This is a genomic window from Rickettsia lanei, from assembly GCF_056242675.1.
This window is the reverse complement of sequence record NZ_CP172233.1, coordinates 820,437-837,301: the sequence shown is the minus strand read 5'-3', so window position 1 is coordinate 837,301 and position 16,865 is coordinate 820,437. Positions and strand designations below refer to the sequence as shown.

Here is a 16,865-nt window from a genome sequence, read left to right as displayed (position 1 = left end):
CAATCGCTGCAGGTCAAGCTCCACTTACCGGTAAGCTTGAACCGTCTAATGATAGCTCTCCTATTATCAAATATTCTGCAATTTCAAGTTCAGATAACATATTCATTGCGGTAAGTATCGCACAAGTAATCACAAGATCGAAGTGGCTTCCTTCTTTTACTAAATCTGCCAGAACTAAATTTATTAAAATCTTTTTAGTATGTAGTGCAAGCCCTATAGAAGATAACACTACTTTAACACGTTAGACTTGCTATATGCCTTATCATGAAATTTTTCTTAAAATACTATTTTGCTAGGTTGTAGATGTTATTGCATGATACTACTAAATCGTCATTGCGAGCAGACATAGGCTGCGTGGCAATCTCATGAAATAATAACAAACTCCTGAGATTGCTTCGTCAATTACTGACGTAATTGCCTCGTAATGATGAAAAATAACAACCTTATCTTAACCATTGATTGAAAAACGTACTACAGAACAAACTTAGCTAAGTCAAGATTAGTTATTATTTTTGATAATTGATTTTCTACGAATTTATCATCGATAGTTATTTTTTTGCCTTTCATTTCGCTAGCTTCAAAGCTTATATCCTCAAGCAAATTCTCAAGTATAGTATGCAGCCTTCTAGCCCCTATATCCTCGACTTCTAAATTAACGGTGATCGCATAATCCGCTATCTTCTCAATAGCAGAAGCAGCAAATTCAAGACGTACGTCTTCAGTACCTATTAACGCCGAATATTGTTTTATTAAACTAGTTTCAGGCTCAAGCAATATTTTAATCATATCATCTTTGGTAAGCGAATTTAATTCTACTCTAATCGGTAACCTTCCTTGTAACTCCGGTAATAAATCAGAAGGTTTAGCAATATGAAAAGCACCGGAAGCAATAAATAATATATGATCGGTTTTAACCGGTCCATATTTAGTATTAACCGTCGTGCCCTCTATCAAAGGTAGCAAATCTCTTTGCACTCCCTCTCTACTTATTTCGGCATTTTTTGCTCTGGAACTACCAGTTGAAGCTATTTTATCAATTTCGTCAATAAAAACTATACCGTCATTTTCAGCTAAATTTATAGCTTGCTGAATAATTTTTTCTTGGTCTATTAATTTTTCTGATTCTTCAGGTATAATCATAGCCATAGCATCTTTAACTAGCATTTTTTTTGTTTTAGTCTTACTACTGCCAAGGGCTCGTCCAATCATATCGCCAAGATTCAGAACGCCCATAGATGCTCCCGGCATACCCGGTATTTCAAAACTGCCACCGCCGACAGGTGTAGTATCAGCTACGCTAATTTCAATTTCCGTATCATCAAGTTCGCCGTTTAAAATTTTTTCTTTGAACTTTTCTCTAGTCTCACTACTAGAAGTTTTACCTACTAAACTATCTAATATTCTCTCGATCGCTTTTTCACGGGCATGAATATCTACTTTCGTTTTTGCTAAAGTTTTTTCAGTATTAACGGCTATTTCGACTAAATCACGAATTATTGATTCTACATCACGCCCTACATATCCGACTTCGGTAAATTTAGTTGCTTCAATTTTATAGAAAGGAGAATTAGTCAGCGTTGCAAGGCGTCTTGCTATTTCTGTTTTCCCGACACCGGTTGAACCAATCATTAAAATATTTTTCGGTACTATTTCATTACGTAAATTACCTTCTACTCTTTTACGACGACAACGATTTCTAAGTGCAATAGCAACAGCTTTTTTGGCCTTTTCTTGACCTACGATAAATCTATTCAGTTCATTCACTATTTGAGAAGGGGTAAGCCCCATAGGGTCTTTTTTATAAGTAGTTTTAGTAGCTTTCATACAACTTTTTCCATTATAATATTATGATTAGAAAATACACACAAATCTGCAGCTATATTCATAGATTTTAAAGCAATTTCTTCAGCAGTTAAATTATTCTCGTAAGACATTAGAGCGCGAGCGGCAGATAGCGCAAATAAACCGCCTGAACCTATTGCTGCAACATTATTTTCAGGCTCTACGACATCACCGTTACCGGTTAAAATTAATATATGACTACGATCAGCAACAATCATCATTGCTTCCAAACGTCTCAAATATTTATCGCTACGCCAATCTTTTGCAAGCTCAACTGCACTTCTAAGTAAATTATGCTTATGTTGCTCTATCTTTACTGCAAGCTTTTCAAATAACGCAAGACCGTCAGCCGTAGAACCCGCAAAACCGGCAATAATTTTATTATTTGCTATAGTCCGAAGTTTTCGTGCTGTAGATTTTAGTACGGTATTACCATGCGAGACTTGTCCATCTGCTGCTATAATTATTTCTTCGTTCTTTTTTAAACAAAGTATTGTTGTACCGTGTAAGGATAAATTATCTGACATAATATAAAATTTATTGATATTAAGTTGTTAATTAAGTACTATTAGAATTACTGTTAAGTAGACGAATAGACGAAGTTTAATTTGGACAAGAGCAAGGAGTCTGTAAGCCGAGGAGCGGAGCGTATATTAATACGTGAGCATACGAGGACTTACCAAAACGACGTAGCCAATTTTCCAAATTAAACGAGTATACTTGACTAATCCAATTTAATTAATTATTGTCCCTTGAATTTTCAAGGCTTAAACTTAAATAATGAATATATACGCAATATACATTAACTCCACACAAAAAAATAATAATTTTATTGTTATTGCAGAAGGCTTTTCATGGATAGCGGCTCTTTTAAGTATATTTTGGGCATTATACCATAAAATGTGGTTAATTGTTGCTATTGCCGTAATAGCGAATATAATCGTTACGGCGATTAATATCGAAGAGTTAAAGTTTATATTTAAGATAGTCTTAATATTAGGCTTCGGCTTTTGTGCTTCAGATATTAGAGAAAATTATTTAAAAAGAAATAATTACCGACTAGAAGATATAATAATTGCCAACTCTAGAATTGAAGCTGAATTAAAATTTCTAAAACGTAGTGTGCTTGTTTAACAACAACGTGGTTTCATAAATATTAAATCGTCATTGCAAGCAGTCGTAGACTGCACACTGCAAGGCAATCCAGAAAAAAATTAAAGCAATGCTAAAATTAGCATTTCTTACTGGATTGCTTCGTCAAAACTTACATTTTTTACTCGCAATGACGGAAAATTAAGCCATACAATAAAGCTTTTAACAGGAATCAAATGATGTATAACAAAGAAAATGTTTTTGCAAAAATCATAGGTAAAAATCTTCCGGCAGAAATAATTTATGAAGACGAACAAATTTTAGCATTCAAAGATATAGCACCCGTAGCACCTGTACATATTATCGTTATACCTAAAAACGAATATATAGATTATGCCGATTTCATCTCTAAAGCTTCTATAGACGAAATAAAACATTTTTTTGCTAAACTTTCTGATATAGCAAATGAAGCGGGTTTAGATAAAGACGGTTATCGTTTAATAACTAATAAAGGCGAGAAATCGGGACAAACTATTTTTCATTTCCATTTCCATATTATCGGAGGTGAAAAACTCATCGGATTAATAAATAATGACTAAAAAATACAATATTGCAGTAATCGGAGCTACAGGAAATGTAGGGCGTGAAACTCTAAATATTCTAGCTGAGCGTAATTTCCCCATTAATAAAGTTTATGCTATAGCTTCAGATAGCTCTCTAGGGCGAGAAGTAAGCTTTGGAGAAAAAATACTACAAATTAATAGTTTAAAAAGTTTACATTTTGACGATATCGATATTGCTTTTTTTTGTGTAGGTTCAGAAGTGTCAAAAGAACTTATACCAAAAGCTACTGCTAGTAATTGTGTAGTTATCGACAAATCCTCACTTTTTAGAGTTGATAATCAAGTGCCGTTAATTGTACCTGAGGTTAATTTATCAACACTTAAAGAGTTTAATACTAAAAATATCATAGCTAACCCTAACTGTATCGTCATTCCGCTTGCAGTAGTATTAAAACCGCTAGATAATGAAATAAAGATTAAAAGAGTAGTGATATCTACTTATCAATCAGTATCAGGAGCAGGTAAAGCAGGAATGGACGAACTCTACGACCAAACAAAATCTAAATATGTTTTTGGAGCACATGATCCTAAGAAATTTCCAAAACAGATTGCATTTAATCTTTTTCCTCATATAGGTGATTTAAATAAAGATGGCTATACAAGTGAAGAAGCAAAAATTGCTTCTGAACTAAACAAAATTATAGGTAATCACTTTACAGCTAGCGTTACTGCTGTTAGAGTACCAGTATTTATCGGTCATTCTATATCGGTTAACATAGAATTTAACGACAAAATTGATGCCAAAGAAGTCGAAGAAATATTACAAGATGCCGATGGAATTGTTACAATTTCTAATAATAATTACCTTGCGTATATCTCACCCGTTGAAGTGGTAGGCGAAGATGCCGTATATGTCTCCCGAATTAGAAATGACGTAAGTAGAGATAATACGATAAATCTATGGATCACATGTGATAACTTACGTAAAGGAGCAGCTTTAAATAGTGTTCAAATTGCTGAAGAATTAATTAATAATTATTTATAATATAAAATATGAATAATAAAAATAATAATCTAAATAAAAAAAACCCACTAGTAATAGCATTAGGCGAATGTAGAACAGCTTTTTGGATAGTCTTTTGGTTTGCTTTTGTAATCAACTTACTAATGTTAATTACTCCTCTTTACTCACTACAAGTTCTTGATAGAGTCCTTGGAAGCGGTAATCTACAAACATTATTATTTTTATCAATAATAATCGCATATATTTATTTTGTTTACGGATTATTACAAATTGCTCGTTCTTTTACACTTATAAAGGTAGGAGAATGGCTTGATAGAACAGTAGCTCCCGTAATTTTTGCTTCTTCAATTTCTGCAGCTGCAACACGAGCAAATATGGGTTCTAGCCAATTATTACGTGATTTTCAAACCGTCAAAACATTCCTAACAAGTACCGGAATTAATACTTTATTCGATGCCCCTTGGAGCCTTATCTATATTGCGGTTATTTTTTCAATTCATCCATATATCGGTCTTATTACCGTTTTTGGTGCAATTATAATAGTTTCAACCGCTTTCTTTAACGCTGCAGCTACTAATAAAACACTTGGTGAAGCTACCGAATTTTCGATAAAAGGTATGACACAAGCCGATATTGCAAACAGAAATGCAGAAGCAATTGAAGCAATGGGAATGATGAAGAATGTTACAAAAAATTGGCATAAATTTAACATATTAGCACTTGATAAGCAATCGGTTGCTAGCTATCGTAACGGTGTTATTTCTAACTTTTCAAGGTTTATCCGTAATATAATGCAAATGGCTGTTACCGGAGTCGGTGCTTACATTGTTGTAAAATCTCACAGTGCAGATATGACTCCCGGTAATATGATTATGAGTTCTATCATAGTCGGTAGAGCTCTTGCTCCTTTCGATAATGCTATTGATTTATGGAAAAGTATGAGCGGTGCTATTAAATCATACAAAAACATTAATAATTTATTTAACACTTATTCTTCTAGAGACGAAACGATGCCAATTCCGAACGTTGATGGTCATCTTACTGTTGAAAATATTTATTATGCTCACCCTATACCGCAATATTTACCGCAACCTCCCGTACCGAAATATATCTTAAAAGGCGTTAGTTTTGCAGTACAACCGGGCGAAGTTTTAGCAATTATCGGTCCTTCAGCTACAGGAAAATCAACTTTAGCTAAAATCATAGTCGGGGTATGGAAAGAATCATCAGGTTCCGTACGTTTAGATAGTGCTGAAATTTATCGTTGGAATAGAGAAGATTTCGGTAGACATGTCGGCTATCTTCCTCAAGGAATAGAACTTTTTAGCGGTAGTATTAAACAAAATATAGCTAGAATGGAAGAAGATGCCGATCCGCAAAAAGTTATTGAAGCAGCTAAAATAGCCGGAGCTCATGAAATGATATTAAGATTCCCTGACGGTTATGATTCTGATATCGGTCCTGCAGGCTCTAATCTATCAGGTGGTCAAAGACAGCGTATCGGGCTTGCTAGAGCTTTTTACGGTAATCCAAAACTCATCATTTTAGATGAGCCTAATGCTAATTTAGATGAGGCAGGTGAAGTTGCCCTTGCAAGTGCCTTAAAACAAGCAAAACTTAAAGGAATAGCAGTTCTTGTAATTTCACATAGACCATCCGTATTATCCGTTGTTGATAAAATTCTAATATTACAGGATGGAGCCGTTGCAGTTTACGGAACGGCAGAAGAGATTCAAAAACACTTTAAAACTTTAAAAAGCGATACAATTCATATCAATAACTAAAGTGTCATATCGTGACTTGATTAGCATTGTTGCATGGCTTCCAAATCATCATTGTGCGGAAACTTTGTGCGCGTGGCAATCTCATGCATTCTATCGAGATTGCTTCGTCAATTACTACATCATGTCCTCGCAATGACGCAAAATACAAACAATACTGACTAAATATAATAATGATTAAATATTATGCAGGACTTAAAACACAATAAACCTCAAATTACTCCGGAACAATTAAAACAATTATTGTCCTTAAGAGAAGATGCGTTAAATCTTAAAGGTCAAAGTTCTAAACGTAAAGCTTTAATAAATACTACATTAAAGAAAACCTCTCATGCTATAGAATTCTTATTAGTAAAACTTGATAGGTTTGTTAATTTTATTACCAAAAAAACCGATAAAGATCGTAATAACGTAGCCCAAGCTGCAAGATCACCTATACTTTTCGGTATTTATGTTATGATCTTTTTAGTATTAATAGGTGGATTATGGTCGGCTCTTGCTCCGCTTGATAGTGGTGCTGTAGCTGTCGGTATCGTAATGCCAAGCACAAATAAAAAAACGATTCAACATCATGAAGGCGGAATAATCAATGCTATTTATGTGAAGCAAGGTGATAAAGTCAAAGAAGGCGATAAATTAATAGAGCTTGAAGAAACTAGAATAAAAAGCGAACATGAAAATATTCTTGGTCAATACCGTAATTTTTTAGCAACTGAAAATCGTTTAATTGCCGAACGTGATAATTTAGAACAAATCGAATTCTCTGATTTTCTAATGCAGGATATCAATTTACCGGAAGTAGCTAAAATAATTCATACGCAGGAAAATTTATTTAGATCTAGAAAAGAAGTATATAACTCAGAGAAAGATGCATTACATCAAAATATTGCTCAACTTGAAAAAAAAATTGAAGGTTTAGAAGCAAAAAAAGTTGCCGCCTCCAAAACTGCTGAAGTTTATCAAGACCGTTTAAAAGCTTTAAGAACCTTAAAAGAAAAAGGCTTTGTACAAAAAGCAGCCTTATTAGACCAAGAGGCAAAAGTTGCCGCTTCAAAAAGCGATGTTGCAACAACTGAAGCCGAAATAGCAGGAATACGCCATGCTATTACCGAAACGCAAATTAAAATTATAAATCAACAAAATAAATACACTGAACGGACTTTAACAGAGCTTCGTGAAGCTCAAGTACAAACCGCATCTCTTAAAGAAAAATATAATGCCCTGACGGATTCGCTTAATCGTGTGATAATCAGATCACCTGTTGACGGTATCGTTAATAATTTAAAATATCATACAATAGGCGGTGTTATAAGTCACGGACAACCTATTATGGAAATTTCGCCCACTAATGACCCATTAATAATAGAAGCAAAGGTATCTCAAAAAAACATTGACTCAGTACATGAGGGATTAGTTGCAAAAATACGTTTCAGTGCATTTAAATCAAGAACAACTCCAACATTTACCGGTAAAGTAGTAAGCATATCTCCCGATATCGTACAAGATGAAAGACAGCATCCGGGACAACAGCAAGATAATTATTATGTTGCAAGAGTTGAAATCGATATGGATGAATTTAACAAAGTTGCTAAAGTTAAAAATCTTGAATTACACCCCGGTATGCAAGCTGAGGTACAAATCGTAACAGGTACTAGAACACTACTTCGATATTTACTTGATCCCGTTACTGATACTGCATTTAAAGCTTTCAGAGAAAAATAGATAATTTGCAAATTTTAAGTTAGATAACTTTACGAAACCTAAATATTTACAATATTTATTAAAATTCTTAATCCTTTATTGACTTTGAATCAAAAGCAGTATAGCTTATTTTGTAATCTAATTAATATACAAAGGTTATGTTAGGCTACGAAAAAGAACAACGAAGTTTAAATACAGAACAAAAACAAGCAGTCGGATTACTTTCTATAGGTACATTTCTAGAGTATTTTGACCTTATGCTTTATGTGCATATGGCGGTGCTTTTAAATAATTTATTTTTTCCGGAATATGATCCTTTCACTTTTTCGTTGCTTACTGCCTTTTCTTTCTGTTCTACCTATTTGCTAAGACCTATAGGAGCATTAATATTTGGGTATATAGGCGATCATTTTGGACGTAAGATTGTAGTTGTTTTAACTACCCTATTAATGGCTATTACTTGTGTGATTATAGGCAGCATGCCAACATATGCACAGATAGGTATCACAGCCTCTTGGGTTCTTACTATATGTCGTATAATTCAAGGTATGTCAGCAACTGCAGAAGCACGAGGTGCAGAGCTGTACTTAACCGAAAATTCATCTCCTCCTATACAATATCCATTAGTAACAATTATAACCGTATTTTCTGCCGTAGGCACTACGGTAGCACTAGGTATTGCATCAATTTTTACTAATCAAAATATTTATCACCATGAGTCAAGTTGGCGTATAGCCTTTTTCGTTGGTGCAACTATCGCTTTTGTAGGTACTATTGCAAGGACTAGTTTAAAAGAAGCAGAGGCATTTTCAAATAAAAGAAACAAATTAAAACTCAGACTTCAAGAAAATAATATTATGCTTGAAGAAATTGACAAGGATATTCTAGATCAAAAAGTTCCAAACACCACTTCTATTTGGTATTTCTTTATCCAGTGTGCTAGGCCACCGTGTTTTTATTTCGTATATATATATTGCGGTGATATATTAAAAAGAGAATGTGGATTTACTCCAAATCAAATTATAAATCAAAATTTTTGGGTATCTATAATAGATTTACTCGGTATTATCGGTCTTGCATTTATTAGCTATAAAATCCATCCTTTAAAAATCCTAAAGGTAAAATTATATCTATTTTTTACCTCTCTCATTTTTTTTCCTATAATGTTAAATTATAACCCTACTCCTTTATATATTTTTATTTTTCAATGTTTAGCTGCATTATTCGTATTTGATCACGTACCAGCAGCTCCTATATTTTATAAATATTTTCCGGTTTTTAAGAGATTTACATATACTAGTATGCTAAGTGCAATAGCAAAATTATTTACTTATATTATAACGTCATTTGGTTTAGTTTATATTACCAATTCTCTAGGATATTGGGGATTATTTTTAATTTTCATTCCGGTAGGTATCACTTTTTTTATGGGAGTAACTTATTTTGAGAAAATGGAAACGAATCGAAATTTATAATTTTATTAAAAGTAGAATTTATATTAAATTTTAAATTATTTTTATAACATTCAGCATATATAAGCTCTGAAACTGAAGGTATTTCAAGTATTTCACTTAACACTAAAAAGCTTTTTAATGTCTCTTTAATTATTTTATGAGCTTTTTCAGGCGATTTTGCTTCCAAAGTTTGTAAATTATGTATTCTATCAAAAAGTTTTATAAGAGCAGTATCGTATCTTTGTTGTTTAATTAATAAAATAAGACTTTTCTCGCTACTTATTTTGCCCCAAGGTTTAATTCTAGTTAGACCTGCTACATGCCTTGCTACTTCTTCATCAAAAATATTGCTAATTATTTCTTCAGTAAGTTCAGTATCTTCAATAGTGTCATGCAGTAATGCAGCTTGTAGCATTCTAAAAGTAAAGAGTTTAGGCACTTCTTTTGCTACAAATTCTGCTACCATACTCGTTACTGCGATTGGATGAGAATAATAAGGGTCACCTGATTGACGCTTTTGCTCACCATGATATTTACGAGCATAATAAATACCTTTTTGAACTTCTCTAATATCGATAGGTTGTTTGACTTGGGTATTTAAAAATAAAAGCCTTTCGATTAATTGATCTGAATATTTACAGCTTTCAAAATTTTTTTCCCAATATTCTATATCTTTCATACAATCGTCCCATTATATATATATTATTTTATTGTTTTATTGTTTTTTTTGATGATTATCTTTTATATTTTCTTTTTAAAATCCAATTATTATTTATTAAAAATCTCTATATTTAATAAATTTTCTATTTTTAATGCTAAAAAATAACTATATATTAAAAATAGGTTTTTACAAAGGTTTATATGTCATTCTTAACTATCACCTAAATTTTGCTCATTACAACAATATTTCTTTTGCGTCTGTATGGCTTAGGAAGTATTCTTTCAAGTTTTTTTTAAAAGAACATTACAAAATCTTTGACCAAAACAGCAGATTTTAGCTGTTATTATAGCATCTTTAATATTTGGGATTACATATTTTCAAGGCAGAATATATAGCGTTAAGCACTATATGCGGTTTTGTCTATGGTTATGCATATTATAAAACAGGCAAAATATTATGCTCTGTGATAGTTCATTTCGGTCTAAATTTATGCCATGTATTATTATTTACTTAATTTACAAATAGTAAACATAATAACTAAGTTTTATGAACAAAGACATCCCTACAGATTTATTATCTTCAGAATATGAGTTAGCAAGCTCTAGTAATGCTGCTTTGACCCTATTTTTAATGGAAGCAACCTTATTATTCTTGTTTGGTTATTGCTGCTACTGTTGTTTCAATAATGAGCCACAAGATATGGGGCTTGAATTAATCGGTGATCACCACGAACATGATGAATAAACATTTTTTAATTATTGCATGGTTCTTAATGTCATTCCTGCGAAAGGCTTGCCTACGTGGCTCGAAAATAGTCATTGCGAGGAAATTATGAAATAATTGATGAAGCAATCTCAGGAATTTGTTATTATTTCATGAGATTGCCATGCAGTCTACGACTGCTCGTAATGACGGGGTGGTATCCACGCAGGCAATGCCTACAACCTACAATTTACTTGGATCAAAGCTAAAATTAATCTCTTTCCAATGGTTAAAGCGTGCAGAGTCAAGGTTTTCGATAGGGCTTGCTTGCCATACCGCTCTAATTGCATTATCTGCCAAAGCTTCACACACACTAGCCGGAATATTAGGACAGATTTTTTTGTTAACCTTTGCCTGCTCAACATTACCTGCTTTATCTAGCGTAATACTAATAATGACTTTTACCTTATTATTACCTCTAACTCCTGCCGGTACATTACTCCAATGTCTTTCAATCTGTCTTTTTATCAAAGATGTGTCACTATCGGAAAGAGGCAGCCCATCCGTATAAACCCCCTTAGCTTCTTGTGCATTATCAGCTTTTTTTGACCTTTGATGCTTATTGGATTTTACATTATCCCCTTCTGAAGATTGCTCTAAATTCTTCAGCAAAGAATCAAGCTCATCGGTTTTAGGATCTTTTTTCTTCACATCTTTAGGTTTCTCAGCCGGTTTCGTTTCCTCTTTCTTTTCTTCGGGCTTCTTCTTTTCTTCTGCTTGTTTTTTTTCTTCTTCTTTAGGTGTTTCTTCCTTTACTTCTTCTTTCTTCTCAGGTAACGCTTCTTTTGCTTCTTCAGACTTTGGTTCTTCTATAGGTTTTTTCTCTTCTATTTTAGGCTTTGCTTCCATTGTTTTAGCCTCAGGCTCTTTTGCTTTTTCTTCTTTAGACAAATCTTGCGGTTCTTCTTTTGGCTTACTTTGCTCAGATTTTTTAGCGTCTTCGTTTTCTATAGGGGCTTCTTTTTGCTTTGTCTGAGTGATAATATTTGATTTATCGCTAACAGGTAACATTTCAAAAGTTATAGTTTGCTCTTCCGGTAATTTTTCAAAAAGTGACGGCATACCGAATAGAAAAAAATATAAAAGAAGTAAGTGCAGAACAATAGAGAAGCTAAGGAAAACCGTAAAATTATCCTTATTTTGATTATCTTTCATTATTTTTAATATTTGAAATAAGAGCTACACGCGAAAAGCCGGCAGCATGAATTTCGGTAACTATTTCTACTACCTGCCCATAAGAAACATTTCTATCACCTCTTACAAAAATTCTAGCATCCTTTTTTTCTTTAGTGATATTTGCAAGCTTGTCGGTTAAATGCATTCTTTCTATTGGACTTTCAAGTAAGAAAATTTTGCCTTTATTATTGATAGTAACAACCAAAGGCTCATCCTGACCTGAAATCGGGCTTGAATTTGTCTCAGGCAAATCCACGTTTACTCCTGACACAAGCATTGGAGAAGTAATCATAAAAATAATTAATAGCACAAGCATCACGTCAACAAGCGGCGTAACGTTAATTTCGCTAACTACCGCTCTTTTACTTTTTCTATTACTTCCGGCAAGCTTTATAGCCATTACATTTTCTCCTGATCAATTGCCTTAGACAGTATAGACTTTAACTCACTAATAAAATCTTCAATCTTATTATTGATAAGAGTAATACGGGAAATCAGATAATTATAAAAAATTACTGCCGGAATAGCTGCAAATAAGCCTATCGCAGTTGCAAGTAACGCCTCAGCAATTCCGGGAGCTACTACAGCAAGAGAAGTATTTTTTGAAGTAGCAATCGATTGGAAGCTATGCATAATCCCCCAAACGGTACCGAATAAACCTACGAAAGGAGCACTTGATCCAACAGTTGCCAAGAAGCTTAAATTTTTCTCGAGCTTTTCGACTTCCCTATTTTGAGCTAAGTACATTGCACCTGTTATACGCTCTTTATGGTTGTTTTTTAAGCTTTCAGAAAGCCCTTTAGTGCTTAAGCTTTTACACTCATCCATAGCTGAGACAAAAATTAAAGCTAGCGGATTATTAACCGACCTCTTTATGCTTTCATATAATTGCTCTAATACTCCACCGGACCAAAACACATTTTCAAATGCCCGCATGCTTTTCTGCACTTGCACTAGCTTAAATATTTTATCCAAAATAATAGCCCATGACCAAATAGAGGCAATAAGCAACATCAGCATAACTGACTTACCGATAATGTCGGAGGAGCTTATTAAAGAAAAAATCGATAAATGATCTTGCGTAATGACTTCTAAACCGTCGCTAATATTAGTATCTGCACTCATTGAATATATATTATTTAAATTATTCTAAAATTAAATAATATATTCATATTTTATTTTTGTCATTAGGTTATGTGAAAAATTTTAGTAATCAATTTAGTATGGCTTGTGCAAAACACTTCAGTGTCATACCGTGGCTTGACCACAGTATCCAGAAAACAACTAAAAATACTAATATTATTAGTATTTTTAACTGGATTCTGTGAATAAATCACGAGGTGACACATATTTTTAAACCATTAATTTAATATCTCTTGACTCATGTCAATTTTTGATATAAAACGCCGCTCTTACATTTAATCTAAAGTTGCACATAAAATTAATTCAATATTTAAAAAAACTTGAATCTATAGCTTTTGGTCCATGGCTTAATAAATACAAAATACAAACAATTATTTACCTCAGATGAATTAGAAACTGAGCTGTTTGATATAATCATTCAAACTCAAGAAAATAAAAAACATTTTAATAAAGAGTTATTTATATTATCTAATAACGTTATTGAGAGAGCAAAGAGAAGAGATCAAGCGATCAGAAGTTGCTGTTATTTTTTCTTCGGACTATAGAGCAAATTTATATTCTATATTTACTTGGTTAACTAACTTTCAGTTAGAACAATATGCTAGATTTATATTAAATCTTCCAAAGAATTATAAGGACTATGAAGATTATTTTTTACAAGAACAACAACAAGACAGATATTCAAAAATCAAAGCTTTTAATAATGTTCAAGATAAGAAATTCTTGAGAAAAGATTGCAATTTATCAAAGCACGAACAATCAAATAATTACCCATTGTTTCAAAAAAATACTTTAAAATTGCAAAAATATTTAGAATATCCTTATGAATATAATACTGCAATTGATAAATCTGAATTTCTAGGTTCTGTAGATAGCTATTATAATTATTCTTGTAATAATATATAAAAATTATATATTAATAAAACAATCATTTATTAATAAAATGAATATGCTGAAATCAGAAAATATACAAAAATCCGATAAAGCTCCTAAAGTTATAAGTAAAGACACGTTTTTTAGACCTTATGGCCTTCCATCTTATTCTATTTACTATATGGATGACGGCACAACTATATATAGTGAATCTGAATCACCTTATTATTATGATAAAGTTAAAATTATAGGTCATGATACCGGATATTTATAAATATTTTACTGGATTTGGGTTTGAATAGACATTACTTAGAAAGAATTGCTTTGTGAGTTAATGGAGCCTCTCGATGTCATTCCTAGCTAGAAGCAGGAATCCAGTAATAAAAAGTTCATACACTGTAAGTTTTAATAATAATTCTATGTAAAATTTTAAACCTTTCCTATCACATTGTAGCAGTTCTTAAGCCCAACTAATACTAAATTATATTAATGAACAATGCAGAGCCTTCAATTACTTTTAAGCTTGATATTAGTTTATAACACCCTCAATATATTATCAGAAAGTAACATAAGAAATTTTAGAAAAAACTTTTCCGGTCTTGATGTAGTAGAAATGGATAAAAACTTTTCATCTATACCAACTGTTGGTGCCGCTATAGAAGTAATGCATTATATATTTGGACATTTAAATAGTGAAAATCTACAGTAAGTAGCAAGAAAGTTACCGAAATTAAGCATTCACTAATACATAAATTAATGCCTAATTATCCATATGAAAGTTACACAAATCATGAATTGTTGAAAAATTATGAAATAATACAGAGACCAGGCTTTTTTGAATATCAATTAGATGGTGAACTCATAAAATGGATGCCGGATAAAATCATTTCTATACCACCTGATATGCTAACCAAAATTCAAATAATGAGTCTTGCCTTTCAATGTAGTATATTAAATAGACACAATGAAGCTGCTAAAGAGATATTTAAATGTATCATTGCAGCAATAAATCTATATTTTAATTACTTTGCAAAAGAAGTTGAACAATATAGCAAATGTGCAGAATATCTACTCCCCGTACTAAAGCTTATTGCACCGGAATCTAAGCTTAAAATTACTCAAGCACTAGTACCGTATATAAAATCCAGCTTAGATTTGTCAGGTCAATGCTCTGATTTATTAATGGAAAATAAAAATTTTGAAAGGGTAAAAGCTTTACTTGAAGAATCTATTTTTTCATTAAATACTCACACTGAAAATCAGGTTTTAGCCCAGTGGTATTATAGAACAGGGCGTGTTTATGAAGAAACCGGGAGCTATGATATGTCCACTAAATGTTATGAACATGCTTTTGTGCTTCTACCTACACATCCAACAGCAGCCTATCATTTATGGTCTAATTATAGAATACAAGGCAAATGTGATAAAGCTAATGACTTAATACAATATGTGCCGGTAGAATATATACAATACATTCTAGAAATGTTAACTAATCCATATGAAATTTCTTATAAGACGTTAGATGTAATAAAACAAATACCTTAGTGCCTTTCTATTCATCAATATATGATGGCTGTGAATACATGGCTTTTTATAACAGCATTTCCAATAAAAAAATTAACAAAAACCAGCAATCAATATTAACCGCAAAACTAAAAGCAATTAGTGATACCCCAAACAACATACTTCTAACATTCTCACTTGCCATATGTAGTACGCAATTTAAAACGGCTTCTGATCTTTTAAATAAGATACCTGAGCATCAAATAAATTTGTATGAAAAGGCTATTATAAAACTTCGGAGTTACATGGACCCAAATTATACGTTACCTCAAAATAATACTCTAACATCCAATGAAAAAACAGAGGTTCTTAACGCCGTTAATACCGGTTTAATAGCAGATAACGAGACTAAATTAACTTCTGAAAAATCTGAAAAGATTTTCCAAAATGTTGAAAATGCTCTGCAAAATGATTCTTGCCATGAAAACACTTTAGAAATTGGAGTAGTGACCGCCTTATTAAATAATAACCTAACAAAGTACAAGAATATGCAAGTAAATGAAGTCAAAAAAACAAGAAGGGATTATTGCAAGCTATTCAATAAGCCAATAGAAAACTTAGAACAATTAACCCTTCAATATTATACAAAAAAAATCCATCAATATTATCAACTAAACAAGAAACATGAATTTTATCTAGCCATTCAAAAGATTACCAACTTCAATAATAATTCTTGGAATATTCCTAAAGAAGGTCAAATTAAAATTGATAATCAGAAAGTAACAAAAGGTACGGATAAATTTCTTGGCAAATATAGAGGATTTGATTATTACGGTACAATGTCTAAAAAAATCTATAACACCTTTGATAAAAGTAAAGTTACCTCTTTTGTTTCTGCTTTAAAAAAAGGAATAATATATCACAAACACGGAGTAACCGGAGTTAAACTTATTAAAGAAAATGCTTTTAAAGCTACGTGGGACTGTGATGACTGATTATTTACAAATATATTATATTTTAATGAACAAGGGTTATTATTAAATGTTGATGAGTATGGTAACCATGCTGAAATAAAAAAGTTTATTAGCGGTCATCATTTGGAGTTTTATAATGTGGAGTGATTAACTTTAAGATTCTGCTTTGTTGCATGACTCGATTTTTATTGTCATTGCAAGGAAATTGCATAGCAATTGATGAAGCAATCTCAGGATATTTGACGAGATTGCTACGCAGCCTATGGCTGCTTGCAATGACGTGGTGGTATCCACACAACAACGCCTCTTCGCAATG

20 protein-coding genes and 1 pseudogene are annotated in these 16,865 nt (G+C 32.3%); 14 read left to right on the top strand and 7 right to left on the bottom strand.

The window, feature by feature from the left end; translation table 11 throughout:
• Nucleotides 1-13 precede the first annotated feature (13 nt).
• The 3 genes from ACHBLB_RS04745 to hslV form a co-directional block, all read right to left on the bottom strand.
• Nucleotides 14-229: a magnesium chelatase domain-containing protein gene (locus ACHBLB_RS04745; RefSeq protein WP_475840945.1), complete on the bottom strand. Its 216-nt coding sequence runs from the start codon at nt 227-229 to the stop codon at nt 14-16.
• A gap of 242 nt (nt 230-471) precedes the next feature.
• A complete protein-coding gene (gene hslU / locus ACHBLB_RS04740; protein ID WP_475840942.1) occupies nt 472-1,824 on the bottom strand; it encodes an ATP-dependent protease ATPase subunit HslU in 1,353 nt (450 codons plus the stop codon).
• Nucleotides 1,821-2,369, bottom strand: a complete 549-nt coding sequence (hslV, locus tag ACHBLB_RS04735) for an ATP-dependent protease subunit HslV (RefSeq protein WP_004996101.1) — start codon at nt 2,367-2,369, stop codon at nt 1,821-1,823. The genes hslU and hslV overlap by 4 nt, the downstream gene beginning before the upstream one ends.
• Nucleotides 2,370-2,450: 81 nt before the next feature.
• Between hslV and ACHBLB_RS04730 the strand changes: the two genes are divergently transcribed.
• From ACHBLB_RS04730 to ACHBLB_RS04700, 7 genes are all read left to right on the top strand, one after another.
• Nucleotides 2,451-2,552: a palindromic element RPE5 domain-containing protein gene (locus ACHBLB_RS04730; RefSeq protein ID WP_475840940.1), complete on the top strand. Its 102-nt coding sequence runs from the start codon at nt 2,451-2,453 to the stop codon at nt 2,550-2,552.
• A 70-nt stretch (nt 2,553-2,622) separates the two neighbouring features.
• Nucleotides 2,623-2,976: a DUF2628 domain-containing protein gene (locus ACHBLB_RS04725; RefSeq protein ID WP_475840938.1), complete on the top strand. Its 354-nt coding sequence runs from the start codon at nt 2,623-2,625 to the stop codon at nt 2,974-2,976.
• Nucleotides 2,977-3,173: 197 nt separating this feature from the next.
• Nucleotides 3,174-3,533, top strand: coding sequence for an HIT domain-containing protein (locus tag ACHBLB_RS04720; protein WP_012150637.1), 360 nt, complete (start codon nt 3,174-3,176; stop codon nt 3,531-3,533).
• Nucleotides 3,526-4,542, top strand: coding sequence for an aspartate-semialdehyde dehydrogenase (asd, locus tag ACHBLB_RS04715; protein WP_475840936.1), 1,017 nt, complete (start codon nt 3,526-3,528; stop codon nt 4,540-4,542). Before ACHBLB_RS04720 ends, asd begins: the two co-directional genes overlap by 8 nt.
• Before the next feature lie 8 nt (nt 4,543-4,550).
• Nucleotides 4,551-6,305, top strand: a complete 1,755-nt coding sequence (locus tag ACHBLB_RS04710) for a type I secretion system permease/ATPase (RefSeq protein ID WP_475840934.1) — start codon at nt 4,551-4,553, stop codon at nt 6,303-6,305.
• 183 nt (nt 6,306-6,488) lie between these two features.
• Nucleotides 6,489-8,024, top strand: coding sequence for an HlyD family type I secretion periplasmic adaptor subunit (locus tag ACHBLB_RS04705; RefSeq protein WP_014364584.1), 1,536 nt, complete (start codon nt 6,489-6,491; stop codon nt 8,022-8,024).
• Nucleotides 8,025-8,161: 137 nt separating this feature from the next.
• Nucleotides 8,162-9,478: an MFS transporter gene (locus ACHBLB_RS04700; RefSeq protein ID WP_012262315.1), complete on the top strand. Its 1,317-nt coding sequence runs from the start codon at nt 8,162-8,164 to the stop codon at nt 9,476-9,478.
• Here ACHBLB_RS04700 and ACHBLB_RS04695 read toward each other — a convergent pair.
• Nucleotides 9,429-10,136 (bottom strand): HD domain-containing protein, encoded by a 708-nt coding sequence (locus ACHBLB_RS04695; RefSeq protein WP_475840932.1) that lies wholly within the window; start codon nt 10,134-10,136, stop codon nt 9,429-9,431. The genes ACHBLB_RS04700 and ACHBLB_RS04695 overlap by 50 nt on opposite strands.
• A 343-nt stretch (nt 10,137-10,479) precedes the next feature.
• On the opposite strand from ACHBLB_RS04695, the gene ACHBLB_RS04690 reads away from it, so the two are divergent.
• Nucleotides 10,480-10,632 carry a CPBP family glutamic-type intramembrane protease gene (locus ACHBLB_RS04690; RefSeq protein WP_475840930.1) on the top strand — a complete coding sequence of 51 codons (153 nt, stop codon included), beginning with the start codon at nt 10,480-10,482 and terminating at the stop codon, nt 10,630-10,632.
• 32 nt (nt 10,633-10,664) lie between these two features.
• Nucleotides 10,665-10,862, top strand: coding sequence for a hypothetical protein (locus tag ACHBLB_RS04685; RefSeq protein ID WP_475840928.1), 198 nt, complete (start codon nt 10,665-10,667; stop codon nt 10,860-10,862).
• Between the two features lie 201 nt (nt 10,863-11,063).
• Here ACHBLB_RS04685 and ACHBLB_RS04680 read toward each other — a convergent pair whose 3' ends face one another.
• Genes ACHBLB_RS04680 through tolQ form a run of 3 tightly spaced genes read right to left on the bottom strand, consistent with a single transcriptional unit; the run spans nt 11,064 to nt 13,181 of the window.
• Nucleotides 11,064-12,035 (bottom strand): energy transducer TonB, encoded by a 972-nt coding sequence (locus ACHBLB_RS04680; protein ID WP_475840926.1) that lies wholly within the window; start codon nt 12,033-12,035, stop codon nt 11,064-11,066.
• Entirely contained in the window at nt 12,025-12,456 is a 432-nt protein-coding gene (gene tolR, locus ACHBLB_RS04675; protein ID WP_475840925.1) for a protein TolR, read from the bottom strand. The genes ACHBLB_RS04680 and tolR overlap by 11 nt, the downstream gene beginning before the upstream one ends.
• A complete protein-coding gene (gene tolQ / locus ACHBLB_RS04670; protein WP_475840923.1) occupies nt 12,456-13,181 on the bottom strand; it encodes a protein TolQ in 726 nt (241 codons plus the stop codon). The genes tolR and tolQ overlap by 1 nt, the downstream gene beginning before the upstream one ends.
• Before the next feature lie 498 nt (nt 13,182-13,679).
• Here tolQ and ACHBLB_RS04665 point away from each other — a divergent pair, with 498 nt between their 5' ends.
• The 5 genes and pseudogenes from ACHBLB_RS04665 to ACHBLB_RS04645 all read left to right on the top strand — a co-directional run bounded on the left by ACHBLB_RS04665 (nt 13,680) and on the right by ACHBLB_RS04645 (nt 16,570).
• Nucleotides 13,680-14,105, top strand: coding sequence for a hypothetical protein (locus tag ACHBLB_RS04665; RefSeq protein WP_475840921.1), 426 nt, complete (start codon nt 13,680-13,682; stop codon nt 14,103-14,105).
• A 37-nt stretch (nt 14,106-14,142) separates the two neighbouring features.
• Nucleotides 14,143-14,346, top strand: a complete 204-nt coding sequence (locus tag ACHBLB_RS04660; RefSeq protein WP_475840919.1) for a hypothetical protein — start codon at nt 14,143-14,145, stop codon at nt 14,344-14,346.
• 222 nt (nt 14,347-14,568) lie between these two features.
• Nucleotides 14,569-14,781 (top strand): hypothetical protein, encoded by a 213-nt coding sequence (locus ACHBLB_RS04655; protein ID WP_475840917.1) that lies wholly within the window; start codon nt 14,569-14,571, stop codon nt 14,779-14,781.
• 47 nt (nt 14,782-14,828) lie between these two features.
• Nucleotides 14,829-15,617, top strand: a complete 789-nt coding sequence (locus ACHBLB_RS04650; protein WP_475840915.1) for a tetratricopeptide repeat protein — start codon at nt 14,829-14,831, stop codon at nt 15,615-15,617.
• A gap of 516 nt (nt 15,618-16,133) precedes the next feature.
• Nucleotides 16,134-16,570: pseudogene (locus ACHBLB_RS04645) on the top strand (hypothetical protein).
• Nucleotides 16,571-16,865: the final 295 nt, after the last annotated feature.

What these genes read in the sequence shown, in the direction of transcription:
- hslU (WP_475840942.1), bottom strand. Translation starts at nt 1,824, where the DNA reads ATGAAAGCTACTAAAACTACTTATAAAAAAGACCCTATGGGGCTTACC.
- hslV (WP_004996101.1), bottom strand. Translation starts at nt 2,369, where the DNA reads ATGTCAGATAATTTATCCTTACACGGTACAACAATACTTTGTTTAAAA.
- ACHBLB_RS04725 (WP_475840938.1), top strand. Translation starts at nt 2,623, where the DNA reads ATGAATATATACGCAATATACATTAACTCCACACAAAAAAATAATAAT.
- ACHBLB_RS04720 (WP_012150637.1), top strand. Translation starts at nt 3,174, where the DNA reads ATGTATAACAAAGAAAATGTTTTTGCAAAAATCATAGGTAAAAATCTT.
- asd (WP_475840936.1), top strand. Translation starts at nt 3,526, where the DNA reads ATGACTAAAAAATACAATATTGCAGTAATCGGAGCTACAGGAAATGTA.
- ACHBLB_RS04710 (WP_475840934.1), top strand. Translation starts at nt 4,551, where the DNA reads ATGAATAATAAAAATAATAATCTAAATAAAAAAAACCCACTAGTAATA.
- ACHBLB_RS04705 (WP_014364584.1), top strand. Translation starts at nt 6,489, where the DNA reads ATGCAGGACTTAAAACACAATAAACCTCAAATTACTCCGGAACAATTA.
- ACHBLB_RS04700 (WP_012262315.1), top strand. Translation starts at nt 8,162, where the DNA reads ATGTTAGGCTACGAAAAAGAACAACGAAGTTTAAATACAGAACAAAAA.
- ACHBLB_RS04695 (WP_475840932.1), bottom strand. Translation starts at nt 10,136, where the DNA reads ATGAAAGATATAGAATATTGGGAAAAAAATTTTGAAAGCTGTAAATAT.
- ACHBLB_RS04685 (WP_475840928.1), top strand. Translation starts at nt 10,665, where the DNA reads ATGAACAAAGACATCCCTACAGATTTATTATCTTCAGAATATGAGTTA.
- ACHBLB_RS04680 (WP_475840926.1), bottom strand. Translation starts at nt 12,035, where the DNA reads ATGAAAGATAATCAAAATAAGGATAATTTTACGGTTTTCCTTAGCTTC.
- tolR (WP_475840925.1), bottom strand. Translation starts at nt 12,456, where the DNA reads ATGGCTATAAAGCTTGCCGGAAGTAATAGAAAAAGTAAAAGAGCGGTA.
- tolQ (WP_475840923.1), bottom strand. Translation starts at nt 13,181, where the DNA reads ATGAGTGCAGATACTAATATTAGCGACGGTTTAGAAGTCATTACGCAA.
- ACHBLB_RS04660 (WP_475840919.1), top strand. Translation starts at nt 14,143, where the DNA reads ATGAATATGCTGAAATCAGAAAATATACAAAAATCCGATAAAGCTCCT.
- ACHBLB_RS04655 (WP_475840917.1), top strand. Translation starts at nt 14,569, where the DNA reads ATGCAGAGCCTTCAATTACTTTTAAGCTTGATATTAGTTTATAACACC.
- ACHBLB_RS04650 (WP_475840915.1), top strand. Translation starts at nt 14,829, where the DNA reads ATGCCTAATTATCCATATGAAAGTTACACAAATCATGAATTGTTGAAA.